This window comes from Streptomyces sp. NPDC021212 (assembly GCF_044332925.1).
Classification (GTDB): domain Bacteria; phylum Actinomycetota; class Actinomycetes; order Streptomycetales; family Streptomycetaceae; genus Streptomyces.
Window position 1 is genome coordinate 280904 of the sequence record NZ_JBIRPZ010000007.1, and the last position, 18902, is coordinate 299805.

Below are 18902 nucleotides of genomic sequence, written 5' to 3' on the forward strand. Positions count from 1 at the left end.
CTGCTGTGTGACGGAGGGGAGAGAACTCTCCCCTCGGACGGGGGTGTTGGGGGTGTGGCGGGCGGGCCGCCGGTGTGGTCACGGCGGCCCGCTCCGGTCCGGCGGGCGAGGCTACTTGAGCCCGGCCGCGTCGCAGGCGGCCTTCAGCTTCGCCGAGCAGATCTGGTTGACCGTGTACAGGCCGTCCTTGATGACGGTGCTCTTGATGTTGTCCTTGGTCAGCGAGACCGGGGGGATGAGCGTGGCCGGGATGTCCTTGGTGGTCGGGCTGTCGACCGTGCTGGTCCCGCCGGCCTTCTCACCGCGGCCGAGGGCGATGGCCATCTTCGCGGCCGCGGTCGCCTCCGCCACGTAGGACTTGTAGACGCTCATGTACTGCTCGCCGCTCACCACCCGCTGCACACCGGCGAGTTCGGCGTCCTGACCGGTGACCGGAGGCAGCGGCTTGACGCCACCGCTCTTGAGCGCGGTGATCGCGCCGCCCGCCATGCTGTCGTTGGCGGAGTAGACGCCGACGATGTTGTCCTTGCCCAGGGAGGAAATGGCTCCCGTCATGGCCTTGTTGGCCTCCTCGGCCAGCCAGCGGTCGACGTCGTACGACTTGCCGATGTCCACCTTGCCCTTGAGGACCGAGAGCGCGCCCTTCTTGAACATGGCGGCGTTGGGGTCGGCCTCCCAGCCGTTGAGCATGACGATCTTGCCGTCCTTGGCCTTCTTCCCCAGGCCCTTCAGCAGCGCCTCGCCCTGGACCTTGCCGACCGTCTCGTTGTCGAAGGACGTGTACGCGGACACCGGACCCTCGGCCAGCCGGTCGTAGGCGACGACAGGGATGTGCGCCTCGGCGGCCTTCTTGACCGAGCCGCCAATGGACTTGGAGTCGACCGAATCCAGAATGATGACGTCGACCTTCTTTGTGATCATGGAGTCGACCTGCTGCTGCTGGACCGCGGGGTCCGACTTGGCGTTGACGTACTGAATCTTGCAGTCGGCGCAGTCGGCCAGAATCTTCTTCTTGATCAAGGGCCGGTCGAAGTTCTCGTATCTCGCCGTCTGGTCCTCGGGCAGCAGGAGCCCGATGGTCAGCGGACCCGACTTCTTCTTCTTTTCGCCCTTGCCGTCGGCTTCTTTCGCCGAACCACAAGCGGCGAGCGAGGCGGCCATCGATACGACGGCGGTGGCAATGGCGACGCGACGCATCGTTGCGTTCATAAGGGGGTGACCTCCCTGACGAGGCCGCGTCATTGCGGCCGAGGTGGCGTGAAGTCAACTCCGGTGCCGTCATGACGTCAAGAAGTAAATCCTTAACGAGATGGCAACGGTGCCATTCGTTATCTGAGTGAACGCAGTCCGGGCGGTTCCGAGATGGCCACGAGGGCACGCGAAATGCCCCCGAGGACACGGGAAAGGTCCTCCGGGGGCACGCGGCGCGTCAGGGTGTCAGGGCAGGCTGTCCGGCGTACGGCGGTGGCTCAGGCGAGCGCCGGGGTGCCCGCCGACAGCGCGCCCTCAAGCAGCGTCGAGTCGCCCATCTCGCTCAGCACCAGCGCGAGGGCGCCCAGCACCTCGGCCCGGCCGCCGAGCGCCCCGGGCATCACGGCCAGCTGACGGGCGGCGCTCGGAATCGCGTACCGCGCGACCGACTCGCGGATCGGGCCCAGCACCAGCTCCCCCGCCTCGGCGAGGTGGCCGCCCAGCACCATGCGGCTGGGGTTGATCAGATTGCACAGGTTCGCCACGCCGCTGCCGATGTGCCGACCGACGTCCGCGATCACCCGGCGGCAGCCGGGGTCGCCGTCCCGGGCGAGCTGCACCATGCGCTCGATGGTGAGGTCCGTGCCGTGGGCGGAGTGCAGCAGCGGCAGGACGTAGCGGGCCGCGGCGAAGGTCTCCAGACAGCCGCGGTTGCCGCAGCGGCACACCGGGCCCGACTCGTCGAGGGTGATGTGGCCGATCTCGCCCGCCGTGCCGCCCGGGCCGCGGTAGATCTGGCCGCTGATCACCAGCCCCGCGCCGACGCCATCGGCGACCTTGATGTACGCGAGGTCGGCGACCCCGCGCCCGGAGCCCCACACCAGCTCGCCGAGCGCGCCCAGGTTGGCGTCGTTGTCCACGTGCACCGGCACCCCGAGCCGCTCGGCCAGGTCGTCGCGCGGATTGGTGCCCGCCCAGCCCGGCAGGATCGCGGTCGAGCCGAGCGTGCCGGTCTCCACGTCTATCGGGGCCGGGACGCCGAGGCCGACGCCGACGACCTTGCCCTGACTCAGGCCGGTGCTCGTGATCAGCCGGCTGACCAGCTGCTCCGCCCGGTCCAGGCCCTGCGCGGAGGAGGCGTCCACATCCAGTGGCTCCGCCTCCTCGGCCAGGACCTGGTGGGCGAGGTTCCCGACCGCGACCCGGAGGTGCGTATGACCGAAATCCACGCCCACGACGATGCCCGCGTCCCCGCTGAGCGAGACGCTGCGCGCCCGGCGGCCGCCCGCCGAGGTGGGCGTGACCTCGACCGTTCCGCCGTCCTTCAGCTCGCGCACGATGTTGGAGACCGTGGCCGCGGACAGCCCGGTGGACCGGGCGATCTCCGCCTGGGTCAGCGAGCCCGCCATGCGCACCGCACGGACCACCCGCTCGAGATTGGCCCGGTGCAGCGACGACTGCGATCCCGGAGTCTCCACGCCCATCCACTCCCGCCTTCACGGGCGGCACGCCGGCCGCTCCGCCGGCCGGGCCGCAGCGATGGGGCCCGGCTTGTCTCCAACATGTGAACTCTAAGCTGAGCCGCTTCGCTCGTGCCACGTCAAGCCCTCGACATGCCATTTGCTTCGTTCACATAAGAGAGGGTATGGGGAATTTTATTTGAGCGCTCCGGCGGTCAGCCCGGTCTGGACCTGGCGCTGGAAGACGATGTAGGCCGCGAGCACCGGAAGCATCGCCAGTACCAGCCCGGCGAACAGCGCCGACCAGTCCCCCTTGTATTGCTGGCTGGCCGCGAGCTGCACAAGACCCTGGGTGAGCACCCGCTTGTCCTCGTCCGTGTTGAGCACCGTGGGCAGCATGTACTGGTTCCACTGGCCGAGGAAATTGAAGATGCCGACGCTGATCAGCCCGGGCTTCGCCATCGGCAGCATGACCTGGAAGAACGTCCGGGTGTGGGACGCGCCGTCGATCAGTGCCGCTTCCGCCACCGAGGTGGGCAGGGTCTTGAAGAAGGAGGTGAGGAAGAAGACGGTGAACGGCAGCGAATAGGCGATATAGACCAGAATCAGCCCGTGGAAGGTGTTGAGCAGGCTCATGTTCTTCATGACGAAGAACAGCGGCACCAGCGCCAGGATGATGGGAAAGCTCATCCCGCCGACGAACATGAAGTAGACGACGCGCTTCCCGGGGAATTCGAACCGGGCCAGCACATACGCCGCCATCGCCCCCAGCAGCATCGTGCCGAGCAGCGAACAGCCCACCACCAGAACGGTGTTGAGGAAGAAGTCGCCGATGTTCGACTTGCCCCAGGCACGCGACCAGTTGTCGAAGTGCAGCGCGGAGGGCAGCCCCCACGGCGAGGTGAAGATCTCCTTGTCGGTCTTGAGGCTGCTCATCACCGCCCACAGCAGCGGCATGGTGACGAGCAGCCCCCAGATCACCAGCATGCCGTGCGAGAAGACGTTGAGGACCTTGCCCTCGCTGCCGAGCCGCCCCTCGGGGGTGAAGCGCGGCGGCCGCTTGGCGACGGGCCCGGCGAGCGGTGGCTCGTCCTCCTTGGTGACGCCGGGGAGTTCCGAGGGCTCTGCTTGCGAGGTCACTGTGGTCCCCCCAGGTCGGCGGTCGAGCGGTGGTTCGCAGGTGCGGCCGCGGGCGCGGCGGCGGGCGCGGTCGTGGGCCCCGGCATCAGTACTCCAGCCGATCGCGTCGGCCGAGCCTGCCCACGACGACCGCGAAGATCAGGGTGACGATCAGCATCGCGACGCCGATCGTGGTCGCCCGTCCGGCCTGCCCGTCGTGGAAGGTCTTGGTGTAGACGTAGTAGCCCAGCACCTGGGTGGAGTCGGCCGGTCCGCCCGGCCCCACCGTCATGATCTGCACGACGGCGAACGCGTCGAGGGCGATGATGCCCATGTAGATCCAGCCGGTCTGGACCGTGTCCCACAGCAGCGGCACGGTGATCCGGAAGAAGGTGTTCACGCGGTTGGCGCCGTCGAGCAGCGCTGCCTCGTAGAAGTCCCTCGGGATGGAACTCATCCCGGCGGAGAAGAGGACGACGTAGAAGCCGACATTGCTCCAGACCATGACGGCCATGAGGCACCACAGCGCGATCTTCGGATCGGCCAGCCACTCCTGCTGGAGCGCGTCCAGGCCGATCCCGCCGAGGAAGGCGTTGAGAGCGCCGTTGCGCGGGTTGTAGGTGAACTGGAACAGCAGGGCGACGATCGCGATCGACAGCACCTGCGGAAAGAAATAGATCACCTTGTAGACGCTCGACCCGCGCACGCCCGTGACGGCCGCGTTCTTTCTCCCGCGGCCGCCGACATTGAGCATGAAGGCGAAGAAAAGTCCGAGCCCGAGCGTCACCAGCGGCACGATCAGCAGCAGCAGAACATTGTGCCCGACCGCTTTCCAGAAGAGGTCGTCATGCAGCAGCCAGTCGTAGTTCCTGAATCCGACCATCTTGAAGTCGGAGCTCAGGCCCGTCCAGTCCGTGAACGAATAGTAGATGGCCTGGACGAACGGCGAGATCACGAAGACCGCGTAAAGGATCACCGGCAGGGCCAGGAACCCCGCGATGAACCGGTACTTACCATGCTGCATTTCTACCGACCTCGGACTTCCCTCGCGGATAATGCCGCCGGTGACGCATCGAATCCCATCAGATGTGCCTCGGTCAGACGTGCTTGTACTTCTTGACGGCGTCGTCCTTCGCCGTGTCGTCGGCGAACTTCTGGCACTTCTTGATCGCCTCGGCCGGAGTCATCCGGCCCGCCATCATCTCGCCCAGCGCGCCCACGCCGATCTGCTGCTTCTCCAGCGTCACGTACCAGTCCTGGATGCGCGGGTTGACCACGTTCTTGCCGGCCTTCTCCAGCGCCGCCTGGGCCGACGACAGACCCGACGGCAGGCTCAGCCCGTCGGTGCCGCCGTTGAGCGAGGAGAGTGAGGAGACCTGCTGGACGAAGTTCTTGGTCGACTTCTCGCCGAGCATGATCCGCAGCAGCTCCATGCCGCCCTCGGGGTTCTTGGCCGCCTTCGGCACGATGAAGGGCTCACCGCCGGAGGCCCAGAGGGTGCCGAACGGCATCTTGTCGCTCTTGTCGAGGCTGGAGGGCGCGGCCACCGCCATCTGGAAGTCCTTCGGCGTGGTCTTCTTCGCCTCGTTCTCCACCCAGGAGCCGTTCGGGATGAACAGCGCCTTGCCCTCGTTCCAGGCGGTCTGCGACTCGATGTGGGTCAGCCCCGGGGTGCCCTTGAGGATGTAGCCCTTCTTGTAGAGCTCGTAGTACGCCTCGAAGGCGGCCTTCACGGCCGGGTCCTTCCAGGCGTTCGGCTCCAGATTGTCGATCGAGTCCAGGACGCCCTTACCGCCGATCTTGGCGATGAAGGGGTAGAGGCTGAACGGCAGGTAGTACGGGAACTTGCCCGGGTACGTCCAGCCCGCGACGCCCTTCTTCTTGGCCTTCTCGCAGACCTTGAGCATGTCGTCCCAGGTCTCCGGGTACTCCGCGTCGAGCTTCGCCAGGTTGGTCTTGGAGTACCAGACGCCGTAGACGGTGTACGCGTAGTAGAGGATCCACACCGGCTTGCCGTCGAACTGCCCCATCTCGACGACGCCGGGGCGCAGCGTCTCGCGCACCGTCTTGTTCGGGTCGTCGAGGGAGGGCGCGTCGAGCAGCGGGGTGAGGTCGGTCAGCTGGTTCTTGCTGACCAGGGTGCCGAAGTCCATCTGCTCGGCACCGGAGTTGTCGACGAGGTCCGGCGGGGTACCGCCGTTGAACCGCGGCTGGAGCACGGTCTGGATCTTCTGCGTCGCGGCGTGCTTGATCTTGCCCTTGGTCTTCGGGTACGCCTTGACGAACTCCGCCTCGGCGTCCTTGGCGTACTTCTGGCCGAAGCCGCCGTCGAAGATGACGACGTCGAGCGGTGCGCTCGCGTTGACGGCGAGCGGGTTCTTGGCGCTCTTCTCGCCCTTGTCGACCTTCTTCTCGTTGTCGTCGCCGCCGCTGGCACAGGCGGAGAGCACACTCATCGCGGGCACGGTGATCAGCCCGAGGGCCGCCGACCGCTTGATCAGGTCACGCCGACCGAAATCTGAGGTGGATCCCATGCTCAAGTCCTCGCCTTCGTCAGGACTCAGGCGGTGTAACGGTCTCCCGTACATGCTCGCCTCCGGGCGAGGGGCCCGACACCGCGGGTCAGTTGAAGCGTGAAGCGGAATTGCTGGGTGTGCACAGGGAGGGCTCAGAACCGCCGAGGCCCGCTCGGCACGGCCGCGGCGCGGCCTCCCCCCTGGGGCGACAGGTATAGTCCACTGGGCATCGAGAGGGCAAGATCGAGAGGTCATCGGGGTGGCATCTTTCCCGAGTTGAGACCTGTCCGACATACCGTGGGGGGCCCAGCCCGTACGGCACTCAGGCGTGCGCGCGATCCCCGAGAGGCGGTCCTCGTGACCCGGAAGCAGCTCCCCCTCGCCACCAGCGTTGTCGTGGCCGCGACACTCGCCCTCTCCGCGGGCTGTGGCACCGACAGAGGCGGCTCTCCGGCCGGGGACTCCAAGGGCGGCGCCGCGATCGGCAAGGGCATGGCCCGGCTCCCGGTGGAACCGACGGAGGAGCCGACCGAGGAGCCCACCGAAGACCCCACCGACACCCCCTCGGACGGGCCGACCGGCGGCTCCGGGCTGATATCGGCGGACGCCAAGATGGGCACATGCGGCTGGAGCTCGGACGGCAAGCCGTACGCCAATGTGAAAATCAGCAACTCCAGCTCCTCCACGGCCTATTACTTCCTCCTCGTCGGGTTCGTGGACAGCTCCGACGAGGTCGTGACCACGGGCACCGAGTCCGACGTCTCGGTGCCGGCGAACTCCGACAAGACCGTCAAGGTCTCCGCCCTCCAGGCGGACTCCTCCAAGAAGGCGAAGAAGTGCCGTCTGTCGATGGCCACCAAGTCCGACTCTCCCGGCTGACGCATCCGCTGATGGATTATTGACCGGCCGTCATGGGCAGGGGCCGCATCCCGGCGCGGGTGCGGCCCGCGTCGCGCGGTCGCCACCCCAAGATCACTCGCATGGAGTGCCAGGGGGTGTCCGCACGGCGGTGTGGGACCCTCGACGCCCGGTACGCGCCCCCAGCCACCGCCGGGAGGCGCTCCCCTGACGCCGCGTCGTCGGGCGCCGTCCGAGCAGTCCGCCCCCGGACCCCGCCCGAAAGGCGCCCCTTGACGGGCCGCAGGCTGATCCAACGCCCCGACTGCGCGGACGCCCCCAGGCGGTGCTCACCCGCACGGGTTACGCACGGCCGTCACCTTGACACCACGCTCCCCAAAACGTCCTACTTATCTCTGGCGTACCTCCCTGCCCCACCCAATCGACAACGTTGTCAGACTCGTTGAGAGGCCGAGTATGCGACAGAGACGGCTCAGACGCAGACCTCGCTTAAGCCGAGCGGCCGCCCTGGTGGCGGCCGCTCTGCTGGCCGCGACCGCCCAGGGCGCGGCGACCGCCGTTCCGCACGTCCCCGATGCGGCCTCGGACCGCGCAGGGACGCGGTTCGCCTCGTCCTTCGAAGCGGACGATCCGCAGCCCGACTGGCGCAACACCGTCGAGACCACCCCGGGCGGCGGCGAGAAGGCCGACGGGGTCGACGGCGGCTACACCTCCGGCATCCCGGGGAACGTGACCGACAAGGTCACCGAGATCCGGGCGAGCAGCGAATACGCCGACGCGGGCGAGACCAAGGAGAACCTGGTCGACGGCGAGGTCAACACCAAGTGGCTCGCGTTCGACCGGACGCCATGGCTCGAATTCGACCTCTCCGAGCCCGTCGCCGTCGTCCGCTACGCCCTCACCTCCGCCAACGACGTCGAGGAACGCGACCCGGCCGACTGGACGCTCAAGGGCTCCGCCGACGGCTCCGACTGGACCACGCTGGACACCCGTAAGGACGAGGCGTTCGGCGAGCGCCACCAGACCCGGGAGTTCTCCGTCGAGGGCGCCGCCGCCTACCGCCACTTCCGCCTGGAGATCACCCGCAACAAGGGAGCGGACGCCACCCAGCTCGCCGAGATGCAGTTCGGAGACGGCAACACCAGCCCGCCCGCCCCCGCCGACATGCGCAGCCTGGTCGACCGGGGCCCCTCCGGTTCCCCCACCGCCAAGGGGAACGCGGGCTTCACCGGCACCCACGCCCTGCGCTACGCGGGCAACCACAAGCCGGACGGCCGGGCGTACTCGTACAACAAGGTCTTCGACGCGAACACGGCCGTCACCCGCGACACCCTGCTCTCGTACCGGATCTTCCCGTCGATGACCGAGACCGACCTGAGCTATCCCGCCACCCATGTCTCCGTCGACCTCGCCTTCACCGACGGCACCTATCTGAGCGAGCTGCCCGGCGCGGTGGACCAGCACGGGGCGCGGATGAGCCCCCAGGGCCAGGCGGCCTCCAAGACGCTGTACGTCAACCAGTGGAACCACAAGGAAGCCCGGATCGGGGCCGTCGCGGCGGGCAAGACCGTCGACCGGATCCTCGTCGCCTACGACTCCCCCGCGGGCCCGGCGAAGTTCCGCGGCTGGGTGGACGACATCTCCCTCGCCCCCAAGGCGCCCGAGAAGCCCCTGAAGCACCTCTCCGACTACGCGGTGACCACCCGCGGCACGAACTCCAGCGGCAGCTTCTCGCGCGGCAACAACTTCCCCGCGACGGCCGTCCCGGGTGGCTTCAACTTCTGGACGCCGATGACCAACGCGGGCTCCACCGACTGGCTCTACCAGTACGCCCGCGCCAACAACGACGACAACCTCCCCACCATCCAGGCGTTCGGCGCGAGCCATGAGCCGAGCCCGTGGATGGGCGACCGGGGGACCTTCCAGGTGATGCCGTCCACCGCGGCCGGCACCCCGGACGCCTCCCGCACCGCCCGCGCGCTCCCCTTCCGCCACGACAAGGAGACGGCCCGGCCGTACGGCTACGGCGTGACGTTCGAGAACGGCCTCAAGGCCGAGATCGCTCCCACCGACCACGCGGCGGTCATGCGCTTCACCTATCCGGGTGAGGACGCGAGCGTCATCTTCGACAACGTCAACAACGACGCCGGGCTCACCCTCGACCCCGAGCACGGCGTCGTCACCGGCTGGTCCGACGTCAAGAGCGGAGGGTCCGCCGGCGCCACCCGGATGTTCGTCTACGGCGTCTTCGACGCTCCCGTCAGCGCGAGCGGCCCGCTGCCCGGAGGCGGCGGCAAGGACGTCACCGGCTACTTCCGCTTCCGCCCGGGTGCAGACCGCACCGTCACCCTCCGGCTCGCCACCTCCCTCATCGGCATCGACCAGGCGAAGACCAACCTGGAGCGCGAAATCCCCGCCGCGACGTCGTTCGAGCAGGTCAAGCGCCGCGCCCAGAGCGCCTGGGACGACATCCTGGGCCGTATCGAGGTCGAGGGAGCCAGCCGCGACCAACTCACCACGCTCTACTCCAGCCTCTACCGGCTGTACCTCTATCCCAATTCCGCTTACGAGAACACCGGGACCGCGCGGAAGCCGCGCTACCAGTACGCGAGCCCCTTCTCCCCCGCCGTCGGCGAGAACACCCCGACCCGCACCGGCGCGAAGATCGTCGACGGCAAGGTGTACGTCAACAACGGCTTCTGGGACACCTACCGCACCACCTGGCCCGCCTACTCGCTGCTGACCCCGAAGCGCGCGGGCACGATGGTCGACGGCTTCGTCCAGCAGTACAAGGACGGCGGCTGGATCTCCCGCTGGTCCTCCCCCGGCTACGCCGACCTGATGACCGGCACCAGCTCGGACGTCGCCTTCGCGGACGCGTACCTCAAGGGCGTCCGCTTCGACGCCGAGGCCGCGTACGAGGCGGCGCTCAAGAACGCCACCGCCGTGCCGCCATCGCCGGGTGTGGGGCGGAAGGGCATGTCCACCTCCCCCTTCCTCGGCTACACCAGCACCGAGACCCATGAGGGCCTGTCCTGGGCGCTGGAGGGCTACCTCAACGACTTCGGCCTGGCGAAGATGGGCCGTGCCCTGTACGAGAAGACCAAGAAGCCCCGCTACAAGGAGGAGTCCGACTACTTCCTCCACCGCGCCCAGAACTACGTCATGCTCTTCGACGACAAGGCGGGCTTCTTCCAGGGCAAGGACGCGGCCGGGAAGTGGCGGGTGCCGTCCGAGAAGTACGACCCCCGGATCTGGGGCTACGACTACACCGAGACCAACGGCTGGGGCTACGCCTTCACCGCCCCGCAGGACAGCCGGGGCCTGGCCAACCTCTACGGGGGGCGGTCGGGGCTGGCAAAAAAGCTCGACACCTACTTCTCCACTCCGGAGACCGCCTCCCCCGAGTTCAAGGGTTCCTACAGCGGCGTCATCCATGAGATGACCGAGGCCCGCGACGTCCGGATGGGCATGTACGGCCACAGCAACCAGGTCGCGCACCACGCCACCTACATGTACGACGCGGCCGGACAGCCCTGGAAGACCCAGGAGAAGGTCCGCGAGGTGCTCGCCCGCCTCTACACCGGCAGCGAGATCGGCCAGGGCTACCACGGCGACGAGGACAACGGCGAGCAGTCGGCCTGGTATATCTTCAGCGCGCTCGGCTTCTACCCCCTGGTGATGGGCGGCTCCGAGTACGCGATCGCTTCGCCGCTGTTCACCAAGGCCACGGTGCACCTGGAGAACGGCCGCGACCTGGTGATCAAGGCTCAGCGCAACAGTCGGTCCAACGTCTACGTCCAAGCCCTGAAGGTCAACGGCAAGGCGTGGAACTCCACCGCGCTCCCCCACTCGGTGCTCGCCCGGGGCGGCACGCTGGAGTTCGCGATGGGCGCCGAGCCGTCGAAGTGGGGCACGGGCGCCGATGCCGCCCCGTCGTCCATCACCCAGGACGACAGGGTGCCCACACCGCGCCGCGATCTGACGGTCCCAAGCGGTGGCACGGCGCTCCTCGATGACACCTCCGGTACGGATTCGACGTTCGAGTCGGTGGCCCTGCCGGTTACTTCGCCGTCCCGGGCGGTCCAATACACCCTGACCTCCTCCGACCGCACGAAGGCCCCCACCGGGTGGGTCCTCGAAGGCTCCCAGGACGGCGACAAGTGGCAGCCCCTGGACCGGCGGTCGGCCGAGTCCTTCGACTGGGACAAGCAGACCCGCGTCTTCACGGTCCACACGCCGGGCACGTACGAGCACTACCGCCTGGTGCCGGACGGCAAGGCCACGCTGGCAGAGGTCGAACTGCTCGGCTGAGCCAATGGGGATGGGTCAGGCCGGGCTCAGTCCCGGCGCGGGCACGTGGTCGGCGACGACGCGCCATCGGACGACGCGGCCCGGCCCGCTTCCGCGCCGTCTCGCGCCTGCGGCGCCTGGAGCATGGGGCGGCCCGGGGCCGGGTAGCGCGCCGTCGCCGTCGAGCGGGCCGGATGGGGCTGAGCGCCGTGCGCTCGGCCCATTGCGGTGAGTCTGGGCCGCCCGCTGGCCGCATGTGAACGAACCGACGGCGCATACTCACCGCAAGCGCGGCGACAGCCCGCCGGACGGCGACGGCGCGGGCCCGGGGCGGGGCCCCGCCGCTGCTCCATGCGCCGCAGGCGCGAGACGAAGCCCGCGCCCGACGGCCGGTCTCAGGCCGCCTCGGCGCGCTCGAAGGCGGGCGCCGAGGGCGCGGCGAACCACACGATCCGCGCGGTGATCCCCTTCTCCCGCCCGAACCACCACGTCGCTCGTTCGGGTGAAGTGAGGCTGAGCCGATGTTGCCCGTTGGCGGTGACGACATGCGCGCTCCCGTCCTCGTACGCCATGCCCCACGCGGCGATCTCCCCGTCCAGGGCGCCAGGTTCCACCTCGTACTGCACGGCCACGGCGAAGACGCGGGGCGCCGTGTCGAGTGCGAGGTCGCGGAGTTCTTGGTCGAAGTCGAAGGCAGCCATGGAAGTCTCCCGTCAGGAAGGGGAATTGGGCCATGCACGTACGGTGACGTGGTTCACACCGTAGCGGCCAACATGCGCTGCATTCCATGCTTTCTGCGAATGGAGCGCACTAACCCTCCGTTAGAGTGACAGCGGTGCATCTCGACGGACATAAGGAGTGACAGGTCATGGCAGCGACCACCCGGCCACCGACCCAGCGGCAGCGGCGCTTGGGCGCGGAGCTGCGGCGGCTCCGCGAACGAACAGACATGTCCGCCACGGAGGCAGGGGCGCGTTTCGGCTCCAATCAGTCACGCATCAGCAACATGGAGGCGGGGCGCTACCCGGTAAGCGCCGACCGAGTTCGTGCTTTCGCCCACCTGTACAGCTGCGCGGATCAGGAACTCATCGACGCGCTCGCCAACATGACTGGGCGGCAACCCCGGGGATGGTGGGAGCAGCACCGGGAGACCCTTCCGGCGGAGCTACTCGATCTGGCCGAACTGGAACACCACGCCACGTACGTACGCGTGGCCACCATGGTTCACATCCCTGGACTTCTGCAGACCCGGGAATACGCTCAAGTGCACTTCGAGGCAGGTATCCCCAGACTCTCGCCGCCAGCCGTAGAGCATCGTGTCTCGTTCCGGATCAAACGCCAGGGCATCCTTTACGCCGACGAGCCAACCCCACTGACCGCAATCATCCACGAAGCCGCGTTGCGCATCGGACTCGGTGACCCGGACACCGCCCGTGCCCAGCTTCAGCACCTTGTCGATATGAGCGAACGCGAGCACATCACCGTCTTGGTGATCCCCTTCGGCGTAGGGCCTCTACCTTGTTCCGGCCAGCCCATCGACTACTTCGGCGGCTCTGTGCCGCAACTCGACACCGTCCAGCTCGACACGGACCATGGCATCGATCTGCTCGACGCTGAGGCGCACCTCGTCCATTACAGGAGTGTTCTGGACCGTTTCGAGGGCTACGCTCTCAAGCCGACGGCGTCCCGTGACCTGATCCACGGGGTCACACAGAGCCTTGAGAGGTAGCAGCAGATGTCAGCTCGCGTCTGGCGAAAGTCTTCTTACAGTCAGCAGGGAGCCAACTGCCTCTACGTCGCCGCTCCGGCCCCCCACACCATCGCGCTCCGGGAGAGCGACGACCCGGACGTCATCCTCACCACCACACCCGCCACCCTCGGCACCTTCATACGCGCGGCGAAGGCCGGCACACTCGACCGCCTCACCGAGAACCAGTAGGGCTCGGAGACTGCGTGGGGCACGTCATCGCGATGAGGGCGTGGCGGAGGGTGGCATCGCTCGGTGGGCGGTCGCGCCAGCGGGCGCCGATGTGGCCGTCAGGCCGGATGAGCAACGCTCCACCCGGGCGGAGGCCGCAAAGGTCGGTGTGTTCGCCAGGAAGGGCCTCGACGCGCAGCGGCCATGGTGCGGGGGTGCGCTGTGCCCAGTAGGTGGGGTCCGGGGCGAGCAAGGTGAACCATTCACCAAAGGCGTCCAGCGTGGATCGGTCGCTCGTGAGCCAGAGGTGCGGCATGCGACGGCCTGGTTCTGCGGTGGGGACGTAATCCGTGGCCGTCTCGGATGGCTCGGGTGGGGCGTCGGTGAGGACGGCGTGGGAGCGGTAGGTGACGCCGAGCACAAGACCGAGCTGGGCGAAGTACCGGTCCGACCAAGGAAGTTCGACGTCGGCCGGCGTCACGTCGCTCATCCGGCGCTGCTCGCGGCGCCGGTCCTGCACTTGGAGCATGAGGCGGGTGTTGGCCACCGCTTCCCGAAGCGTCTGGTGGGCGACGGGTTGTCGCTCCGCCTCGTAGGTATCCAACAGGCTCGGTTCGGCCCACCCATGGAGCACGCCCGCCAGCTTCCAGCACAGGTTGTGCACGTCGGCGATGCCGGCGTTCATGCCCAGGCCGCCGATGATGGGGATCGCGTGGGCGGCATCACCGGCCAGCAGGATCCGGCCGTGACGGAAGCGTTCGGCGACGAACGCGTTCATCACCCAGTGCTCGACCCGCAACGCGTCGGCTCGTACGTCGCCACTTTGGCCGAGGGCGCGCGAGAGGAGTTCGGGCCAGTCGGCGTGCGTGGCGTCTTCGGGTGTGGGGAGGGACCAGGCCCAGCCTCGTTCAGGGTACAACGGGGCGAATAATCCGTGGGCGGTGAAGTAGACCCCGGCGGGCTGGCGGGCGCACCAGCGATTGAGGTCGGCGTCGAACAGGATGGTGGTGAAGCCCCCCATCGCCCCGGGACCGGTGGTGTCGATTCCGAGCAGTTGCCGGACGGTGGAGTTCGCGCCGTCGGCGGCGAGTACGTATCGGGCACGTACAGAGGTCTTGCCACCGCGTTGGTGGTCGACGAGCGAGGCCACGAGGCTGTCGGCTTCCTCGGTCAGGCCGATGAGCTCGACCCCGAACCGCACGTGCGCGTCCGCTGCGGCAAGCAGAGTGGGTTCCAGCCGATCCTGCGAGGTGACCACACCGATCACGGGGCTCTCGGGTACCGGCGCGTTGACCCCGACCATCGCCGCCGTGGCGAAGTCGCGGTCGTGCAGGGTGTCACGGAAGCGGACGCGGCCATACTCCGGTGGGAACGCATTGCCCGTGATCTCGGCGGCGAGGCCGAGCTGACGGTAGATCTCCATCGAGCGCATGTTGACCAGCCGGGCCCGGGGAAAAGGCGACAGTCCGCCGTGTTTCTCGACCAGCAATACCCGCACGCCCCACCGCTCCAGTAGCGCTCGGGCGGTGAGCCCGACGGGCCCAGCGCCGACGATCAACACAGCTACCTCGGTGTGTGCTACGGGCATGTCGCGCTCCTGCTGCTCACCTCGGATCCATCGGGGCACTCGGTGAGGTCAATCTGCCGCACCCGGTGACCGGGCGCAATGCCAGCGCGACGGCGTACGCCCGAACGTGCTGCGCGACCCTTCGCCGACTGGGCATCCGCGATACCGCGGCTCTCTGACGCCCGACGAATGCCAGGATGGACCGCATGGCTACCGTCCTGGCATTCCACGCCCACCCCGACGACGAGGCCCTGCTGACCGGCGGCACGCTCGCCCGGCTCGCCCACGAGGGGCACCGAGTGGTGGTCGTGGTCGCCACGGACGGGCTGATGGACGCCGCGCCGACGGAGGCCGAATCACCCCGCCTGCACGAGCTGCGCACCAGCGCCGCCCTGTTGGGCGTCGACCGCGTCGTGCACCTCGGCTACGCGGACAGCGGCCACGGCCCGCTCCTCTACCCCGACCCGCCGGACCGTGCGCGCTTCGTCCGCGCGGACACGGAGGAGGTCGCCGAGCGGCTGGCCACGATCCTCCGCGACGAGGATGCGTCGATGCTGCTCCACTACGACCCCCACGGCGGCTACGGCCACCGCGACCACATCAAGGTCCACCAGGTCGGACGCCGCGCCGCCGAACTGGCCAAGACGCCGAGGGTGCTGGAAGCGACGATGCCGCGCGACACCGCCGAGCGCCTGGTCCGCCTGGCCCACCGGCTGAGGATCCCCCTCCGCTTCGACCCCGAGGAGCTGAGCACCCGTTTCAGCCCCCGGTCGGATATCACCCACCGCCTCGACGTCCGCCGCTACGCCCGCCAGAAGCAGGCGGCCCTGGCGGCCCACCGCTCCCAGATCGACGGCACCGGCCGCATGAGCGCCGCCATGCGGAAGCTGACCCGCCTACCGTCCCCGCTCTTCGGCCTGCTGCTCGGCCGAGAGTGGTATATCGACGTCTCCCCCGTCCGTTCCCCACAGTCCTAGGTGCATCGTGGGCCGGTGTGAGCGTGCGCGGATGGAAGATCTGGGGCCCGTGGCTTGGCCGCCTGAGCCGATCAGGACCGAACGGCTCGTGCTCCGTGAGCCCGAGACCCGGGACCGGGCGGCGTTCATCGAACTGCTCGTCTCGCCAGAGGTGCACACCTACCTCGGAGGCCCCCGCCAGCGTGACGAGCTTGAGCGCGAGACGCCTGAGGTGCCCGAGCGGTGGCCCGGGAGCTTCGTCGTTGATCTCGACGGGGCGATGATCGGCCAGATCCTGCTCAGGAGAACAACCGGGCATTGTCGCCTGGCTGCCACGGGGAAGGCCGATCTCGGCTACCTGTTCCTGCCGCAGGCCTGGGGACTCGGGTACGCCGCCGAGGCCTGCGCGGCGGCACTCGGTTGGCTCGCCGACATCCTTCCCGGCGAGCCGGTGGTGCTCACCACCCAAACCGCCAACGTCGGCTCGATGCGCCTCGCGACGAAGCTAGGGTTCACCGAGGTAGAGCGGTTCGAAGCATGGGACGCTGAGCAGTGGCTCGGTATGTGGACCCCGGTCACGCCGTCCAGTTGAGTTCGTCCTAGCCGTCGGCGAACAGCTCCGCAGTGCGCGAAACGGTCACGGCCCGGTCCAGCCAGACGCCAAGGACGTCCAGGTCCCTGCACGACTCGATACGCTTTCGCGCCTCGGCGGTGACTACAAGCTCCCGTTGGCCAAGGACCCGCAAGATGTCCTCAGCGCGGCTCTCGATCCGAACGTCAGCGAAGGCTTGCTGGCCGATGCTGGAGCAGTAGAAGAAGTTGGGCTCCACGTCGATCAGGCGACACAGGTCCTCAGCGGAAGACACCGTCAGGGCTCCATCCACCAGTCCCCGAGAAGTTCCAGGTCGGTACACAGCTGAATGCGTTCGCGAGCCATGCCAACGACCTCAAAGCCCCGCTGATTGAGGACCCGCACAATAGTTTCGGCGCGGGTCTCGGCCCGAACCTTGGCGAAGGCTACCTGCGAGTGCTCGGAGCGGAAGAAGCTGAGCAGTGCGGACATCAGTCGAACAGATCCTCCACACGGGAGGCGGTGGCGGCCCGGTCCACCCAGGTACCGAGAACATCCATGTCCTTGCACGCCTCGATGCGCTCACGTGTCTCGTCGGTGACCTCAAGCCCTCGGGCCTTGAGGACCCGTAGCAGGTCGACGGCGCGCACCTCTGCGAAAGCGTGCTGGGCATGCTGGGAACGGAAGTAGTTCATCAGCACGGGCATCAGGTCTCTCCAGATCTCTCGTGCCGGGGTGTTTCCAAGACCGGCTTCAACGAGTTCGGCGTAGATGTTTTCCTGAACCGGGTCAAGTTTGCTGAGAGCGGTCGCGAGTGCCTTCAGTATCTCATCGATGCCTTCGCTTCTGCTGTGCGTAATCGCGGAGAAGGCAGCGATCGGGATATCCCTGGCCACCTCCTTCGCATCCGTGACGACGGGAGTGTTGCTGGGGCCCAGGACCAGCGGGCGGACCGTCAGGGAAGGGTGGCTCGGTAAGCCCAGCGTGATGGGCCGGGCGGCCCAGCGAGCCGTGGCGTCGTCGGGGCAGAGCACGATCAGCACCGGCTGGTGCCGGAACTTCGCGTGCATGTACGAGAGGTAGTACGCCCAGGCCGCCGGTTTGTCCTTGTCCCGTCTGCTCTGCGGCTCGATCGCGAAGAGATACGTGCCGTGCTTCTCGGTCTCGACCTGGAGCAGGGTGTCCACCCGTCTCTCGACGGGTGCGATCTCGGTGAGGTCGGGGCTGACGACGAACGTCTTGCTCGTATCCGGGAACGGAACACCCAGCAGTTTTCGGAGCGCTCGGACGATGGCCCCGGTGTCCTCCTGGAAAATCCGGTGGAGCGCTTCGTGTGAGGAACTGACCATGCGTTGAACGCTAAAGACGTGAGGGCAAGTGTCGGTGGCATTTGCCTTCACCTCACTCGAACGCATGCAGCCGCTCTTTGCGTTGACGTTGGGCGGCCAGCACCTCCGCCTCCTTCTCCGGTGCAAGGCCCACCGTCGGGCGGTCCGGGCGCTGCGGCGCCTGGCCGCCCAAGCCTCGCAGCCAGGCCCACGTATCCGTCACCGTCTCCCCGACCGGGCGGCACCGCAGGCCCGCCGCGAGCGCCTTCGAGACGTCGGCGGCGTGCAGCGTGTCGTACCGCTCGCCCGGGGGGAGCCAGATGGGGAGGTCGGTCCAGGGGGCGATGTCGGCGGCGAGGATGCGGTCCGGGTCGGTCCAGCGGAGGTCGGCGAGCGCGCCGGTGACGCGTACGCAGGTCTCCAGGAGTTCGCCCATCGTGGTGTGGCCCTGTGGGCTGACCGTGTTGTACGTGCCGCCGAGGCCGCGTTCGGCAGCGTCGAGGAGCCAGGTGGCCAGGTCGCGGGCGTCGATGTACTGCAACGGGAGGTCGCGCGGGCCGGGGGCGAGGACCGGGCCGCCGCGGGCGATGCGGGTCAGCCACCAGGGCAGGCGGCCGACGTTCTCGTACGGGCCGAGGATCAGCCCCGGCCGGGCCAGCAGCGCGCGGTCGCCGAAGGCGGAGAGCGCGGCGAGTTCGCCGCCCCGCTTGGCGCGGGCGTAGTCGGCGTCGTCATCGTCGTCCGGGGACGCCTCCACCACCGGGCCGTCCTCGGCGAGTCCAGCGGGCCCCGGGTAGGCGTAGACGGAGCGGGTGGAGACGTACGCGTAGTGGCGTACGCGGCCGGCGAGGAGCCGGGCCGCGTCGTGGACGGCCGAGGGGGCGCCGGACCAGGTGTCCACGACGGCGTCCCATACGCCCTCTTCGAGGGCGGTGAGCCCGTCGGGTGCGGTGCGGTCACCGTGCAGCACGGTGGTCCCCGGCGGCGGGGCGTGGTGGCCGCGGTGGAACACCGTGACCTGCCAGCCCCGGGCCAGGGCCGCCTCGGTGACGGCGCGTCCCACGAACTCCGTTCCACCCAGCGTCAGAAGTCTCATGACGGGGACTCTGACCGTTCCGGGCGGCG

General features: G+C 68.3%; 17 protein-coding genes. 6 read left to right on the top strand and 11 right to left on the bottom strand.

What is annotated here, in order from left to right:
- Window positions 1–111: 111 nt before the first annotated feature.
- The 5 genes from ACH4SI_RS20745 to ngcE all read right to left on the bottom strand — a co-directional run bounded on the left by ACH4SI_RS20745 (window position 112) and on the right by ngcE (window position 6304).
- Window positions 112–1209: a substrate-binding domain-containing protein gene (locus ACH4SI_RS20745; RefSeq protein WP_398297601.1), complete on the bottom strand. Its 1098-nt coding sequence runs from the start codon at window positions 1207–1209 to the stop codon at window positions 112–114.
- A 260-nt stretch (window positions 1210–1469) separates the two neighbouring features.
- Entirely contained in the window at window positions 1470–2669 is a 1200-nt protein-coding gene (locus tag ACH4SI_RS20750; protein ID WP_398297603.1) for an ROK family protein, read from the bottom strand.
- A 177-nt stretch (window positions 2670–2846) separates the two neighbouring features.
- The gene (locus ACH4SI_RS20755; RefSeq protein WP_398297605.1) at window positions 2847–3791 is read right to left on the bottom strand and encodes a carbohydrate ABC transporter permease; all 945 of its coding nucleotides are present in this window, start codon (window positions 3789–3791) and stop codon (window positions 2847–2849) included.
- A gap of 85 nt (window positions 3792–3876) precedes the next feature.
- Window positions 3877–4794, bottom strand: a complete 918-nt coding sequence (locus tag ACH4SI_RS20760; protein ID WP_398297607.1) for a carbohydrate ABC transporter permease — start codon at window positions 4792–4794, stop codon at window positions 3877–3879.
- Between the two features lie 73 nt (window positions 4795–4867).
- Entirely contained in the window at window positions 4868–6304 is a 1437-nt protein-coding gene (ngcE, locus tag ACH4SI_RS20765) for an N-acetylglucosamine/diacetylchitobiose ABC transporter substrate-binding protein (RefSeq protein WP_398297609.1), read from the bottom strand.
- Between the two features lie 339 nt (window positions 6305–6643).
- Between ngcE and ACH4SI_RS20770 the strand changes: the two genes are divergently transcribed.
- The gene (locus ACH4SI_RS20770; protein WP_398297611.1) at window positions 6644–7165 is read left to right on the top strand and encodes a hypothetical protein; all 522 of its coding nucleotides are present in this window, start codon (window positions 6644–6646) and stop codon (window positions 7163–7165) included.
- 435 nt (window positions 7166–7600) lie between these two features.
- The gene (locus ACH4SI_RS20775) at window positions 7601–11458 is read left to right on the top strand and encodes a GH92 family glycosyl hydrolase (protein ID WP_398297613.1); all 3858 of its coding nucleotides are present in this window, start codon (window positions 7601–7603) and stop codon (window positions 11456–11458) included.
- A 374-nt stretch (window positions 11459–11832) separates the two neighbouring features.
- On the opposite strand, the gene ACH4SI_RS20780 is transcribed toward ACH4SI_RS20775, so the two are convergent.
- Window positions 11833–12138 (bottom strand): hypothetical protein, encoded by a 306-nt coding sequence (locus ACH4SI_RS20780; RefSeq protein WP_398297615.1) that lies wholly within the window; start codon window positions 12136–12138, stop codon window positions 11833–11835.
- A gap of 167 nt (window positions 12139–12305) precedes the next feature.
- Here ACH4SI_RS20780 and ACH4SI_RS20785 point away from each other — a divergent pair, with 167 nt between their 5' ends.
- Window positions 12306–13166: a helix-turn-helix domain-containing protein gene (locus ACH4SI_RS20785; protein WP_398297617.1), complete on the top strand. Its 861-nt coding sequence runs from the start codon at window positions 12306–12308 to the stop codon at window positions 13164–13166.
- A 6-nt stretch (window positions 13167–13172) separates the two neighbouring features.
- Window positions 13173–13376 (top strand): DUF397 domain-containing protein, encoded by a 204-nt coding sequence (locus ACH4SI_RS20790; protein ID WP_398297619.1) that lies wholly within the window; start codon window positions 13173–13175, stop codon window positions 13374–13376.
- Here ACH4SI_RS20790 and ACH4SI_RS20795 read toward each other — a convergent pair.
- Window positions 13360–14943 (bottom strand): FAD-dependent monooxygenase, encoded by a 1584-nt coding sequence (locus ACH4SI_RS20795; RefSeq protein ID WP_398297621.1) that lies wholly within the window; start codon window positions 14941–14943, stop codon window positions 13360–13362. The two genes, ACH4SI_RS20790 and ACH4SI_RS20795, sit on opposite strands and share 17 nt — an antisense overlap.
- A gap of 185 nt (window positions 14944–15128) precedes the next feature.
- Here ACH4SI_RS20795 and ACH4SI_RS20800 point away from each other — a divergent pair, with 185 nt between their 5' ends.
- Entirely contained in the window at window positions 15129–15899 is a 771-nt protein-coding gene (locus ACH4SI_RS20800; protein ID WP_398297623.1) for a PIG-L deacetylase family protein, read from the top strand.
- A gap of 31 nt (window positions 15900–15930) precedes the next feature.
- The gene (locus tag ACH4SI_RS20805) at window positions 15931–16470 is read left to right on the top strand and encodes a GNAT family N-acetyltransferase (RefSeq protein ID WP_398297625.1); all 540 of its coding nucleotides are present in this window, start codon (window positions 15931–15933) and stop codon (window positions 16468–16470) included.
- A gap of 7 nt (window positions 16471–16477) precedes the next feature.
- Here the strand turns inward: ACH4SI_RS20805 and ACH4SI_RS20810 are convergent, their stop codons facing one another.
- From ACH4SI_RS20810 to ACH4SI_RS20825, 4 genes are read right to left on the bottom strand one after another with little or no spacing between them, the layout of a single operon-like run.
- Window positions 16478–16744, bottom strand: a complete 267-nt coding sequence (locus ACH4SI_RS20810) for a hypothetical protein (protein WP_398297627.1) — start codon at window positions 16742–16744, stop codon at window positions 16478–16480.
- A 2-nt stretch (window positions 16745–16746) separates the two neighbouring features.
- The gene (locus tag ACH4SI_RS20815) at window positions 16747–16941 is read right to left on the bottom strand and encodes a hypothetical protein (protein WP_398297629.1); all 195 of its coding nucleotides are present in this window, start codon (window positions 16939–16941) and stop codon (window positions 16747–16749) included.
- On the bottom strand, window positions 16941–17864 hold the full coding sequence (locus ACH4SI_RS20820; RefSeq protein ID WP_398297631.1) for a hypothetical protein: 924 nt from the start codon (window positions 17862–17864) through the stop codon (window positions 16941–16943). The genes ACH4SI_RS20815 and ACH4SI_RS20820 overlap by 1 nt, the downstream gene beginning before the upstream one ends.
- Window positions 17851–18873: an NAD-dependent epimerase/dehydratase family protein gene (locus tag ACH4SI_RS20825; protein WP_398297633.1), complete on the bottom strand. Its 1023-nt coding sequence runs from the start codon at window positions 18871–18873 to the stop codon at window positions 17851–17853. The genes ACH4SI_RS20820 and ACH4SI_RS20825 overlap by 14 nt, the downstream gene beginning before the upstream one ends.
- Window positions 18874–18902 lie beyond the last annotated feature (29 nt).

Excerpts from the sequence above, each read along its gene's own strand:
- ACH4SI_RS20745 (WP_398297601.1), bottom strand. The coding sequence starts at position 1,209 with ATGAACGCAACGATGCGTCGCGTCGCCATTGCCACCGCCGTCGTATCG.
- ACH4SI_RS20760 (WP_398297607.1), bottom strand. The coding sequence starts at position 4,794 with ATGCAGCATGGTAAGTACCGGTTCATCGCGGGGTTCCTGGCCCTGCCG.
- ngcE (WP_398297609.1), bottom strand. The coding sequence starts at position 6,304 with ATGGGATCCACCTCAGATTTCGGTCGGCGTGACCTGATCAAGCGGTCG.
- ACH4SI_RS20775 (WP_398297613.1), top strand. The coding sequence starts at position 7,601 with ATGCGACAGAGACGGCTCAGACGCAGACCTCGCTTAAGCCGAGCGGCC.
- ACH4SI_RS20780 (WP_398297615.1), bottom strand. The coding sequence starts at position 12,138 with ATGGCTGCCTTCGACTTCGACCAAGAACTCCGCGACCTCGCACTCGAC.
- ACH4SI_RS20785 (WP_398297617.1), top strand. The coding sequence starts at position 12,306 with ATGGCAGCGACCACCCGGCCACCGACCCAGCGGCAGCGGCGCTTGGGC.
- ACH4SI_RS20790 (WP_398297619.1), top strand. The coding sequence starts at position 13,173 with ATGTCAGCTCGCGTCTGGCGAAAGTCTTCTTACAGTCAGCAGGGAGCC.
- ACH4SI_RS20795 (WP_398297621.1), bottom strand. The coding sequence starts at position 14,943 with ATGCCCGTAGCACACACCGAGGTAGCTGTGTTGATCGTCGGCGCTGGG.
- ACH4SI_RS20800 (WP_398297623.1), top strand. The coding sequence starts at position 15,129 with ATGGCTACCGTCCTGGCATTCCACGCCCACCCCGACGACGAGGCCCTG.
- ACH4SI_RS20805 (WP_398297625.1), top strand. The coding sequence starts at position 15,931 with ATGGAAGATCTGGGGCCCGTGGCTTGGCCGCCTGAGCCGATCAGGACC.
- ACH4SI_RS20815 (WP_398297629.1), bottom strand. The coding sequence starts at position 16,941 with ATGTCCGCACTGCTCAGCTTCTTCCGCTCCGAGCACTCGCAGGTAGCC.
- ACH4SI_RS20820 (WP_398297631.1), bottom strand. The coding sequence starts at position 17,864 with ATGCGTTCGAGTGAGGTGAAGGCAAATGCCACCGACACTTGCCCTCAC.
- ACH4SI_RS20825 (WP_398297633.1), bottom strand. The coding sequence starts at position 18,873 with ATGAGACTTCTGACGCTGGGTGGAACGGAGTTCGTGGGACGCGCCGTC.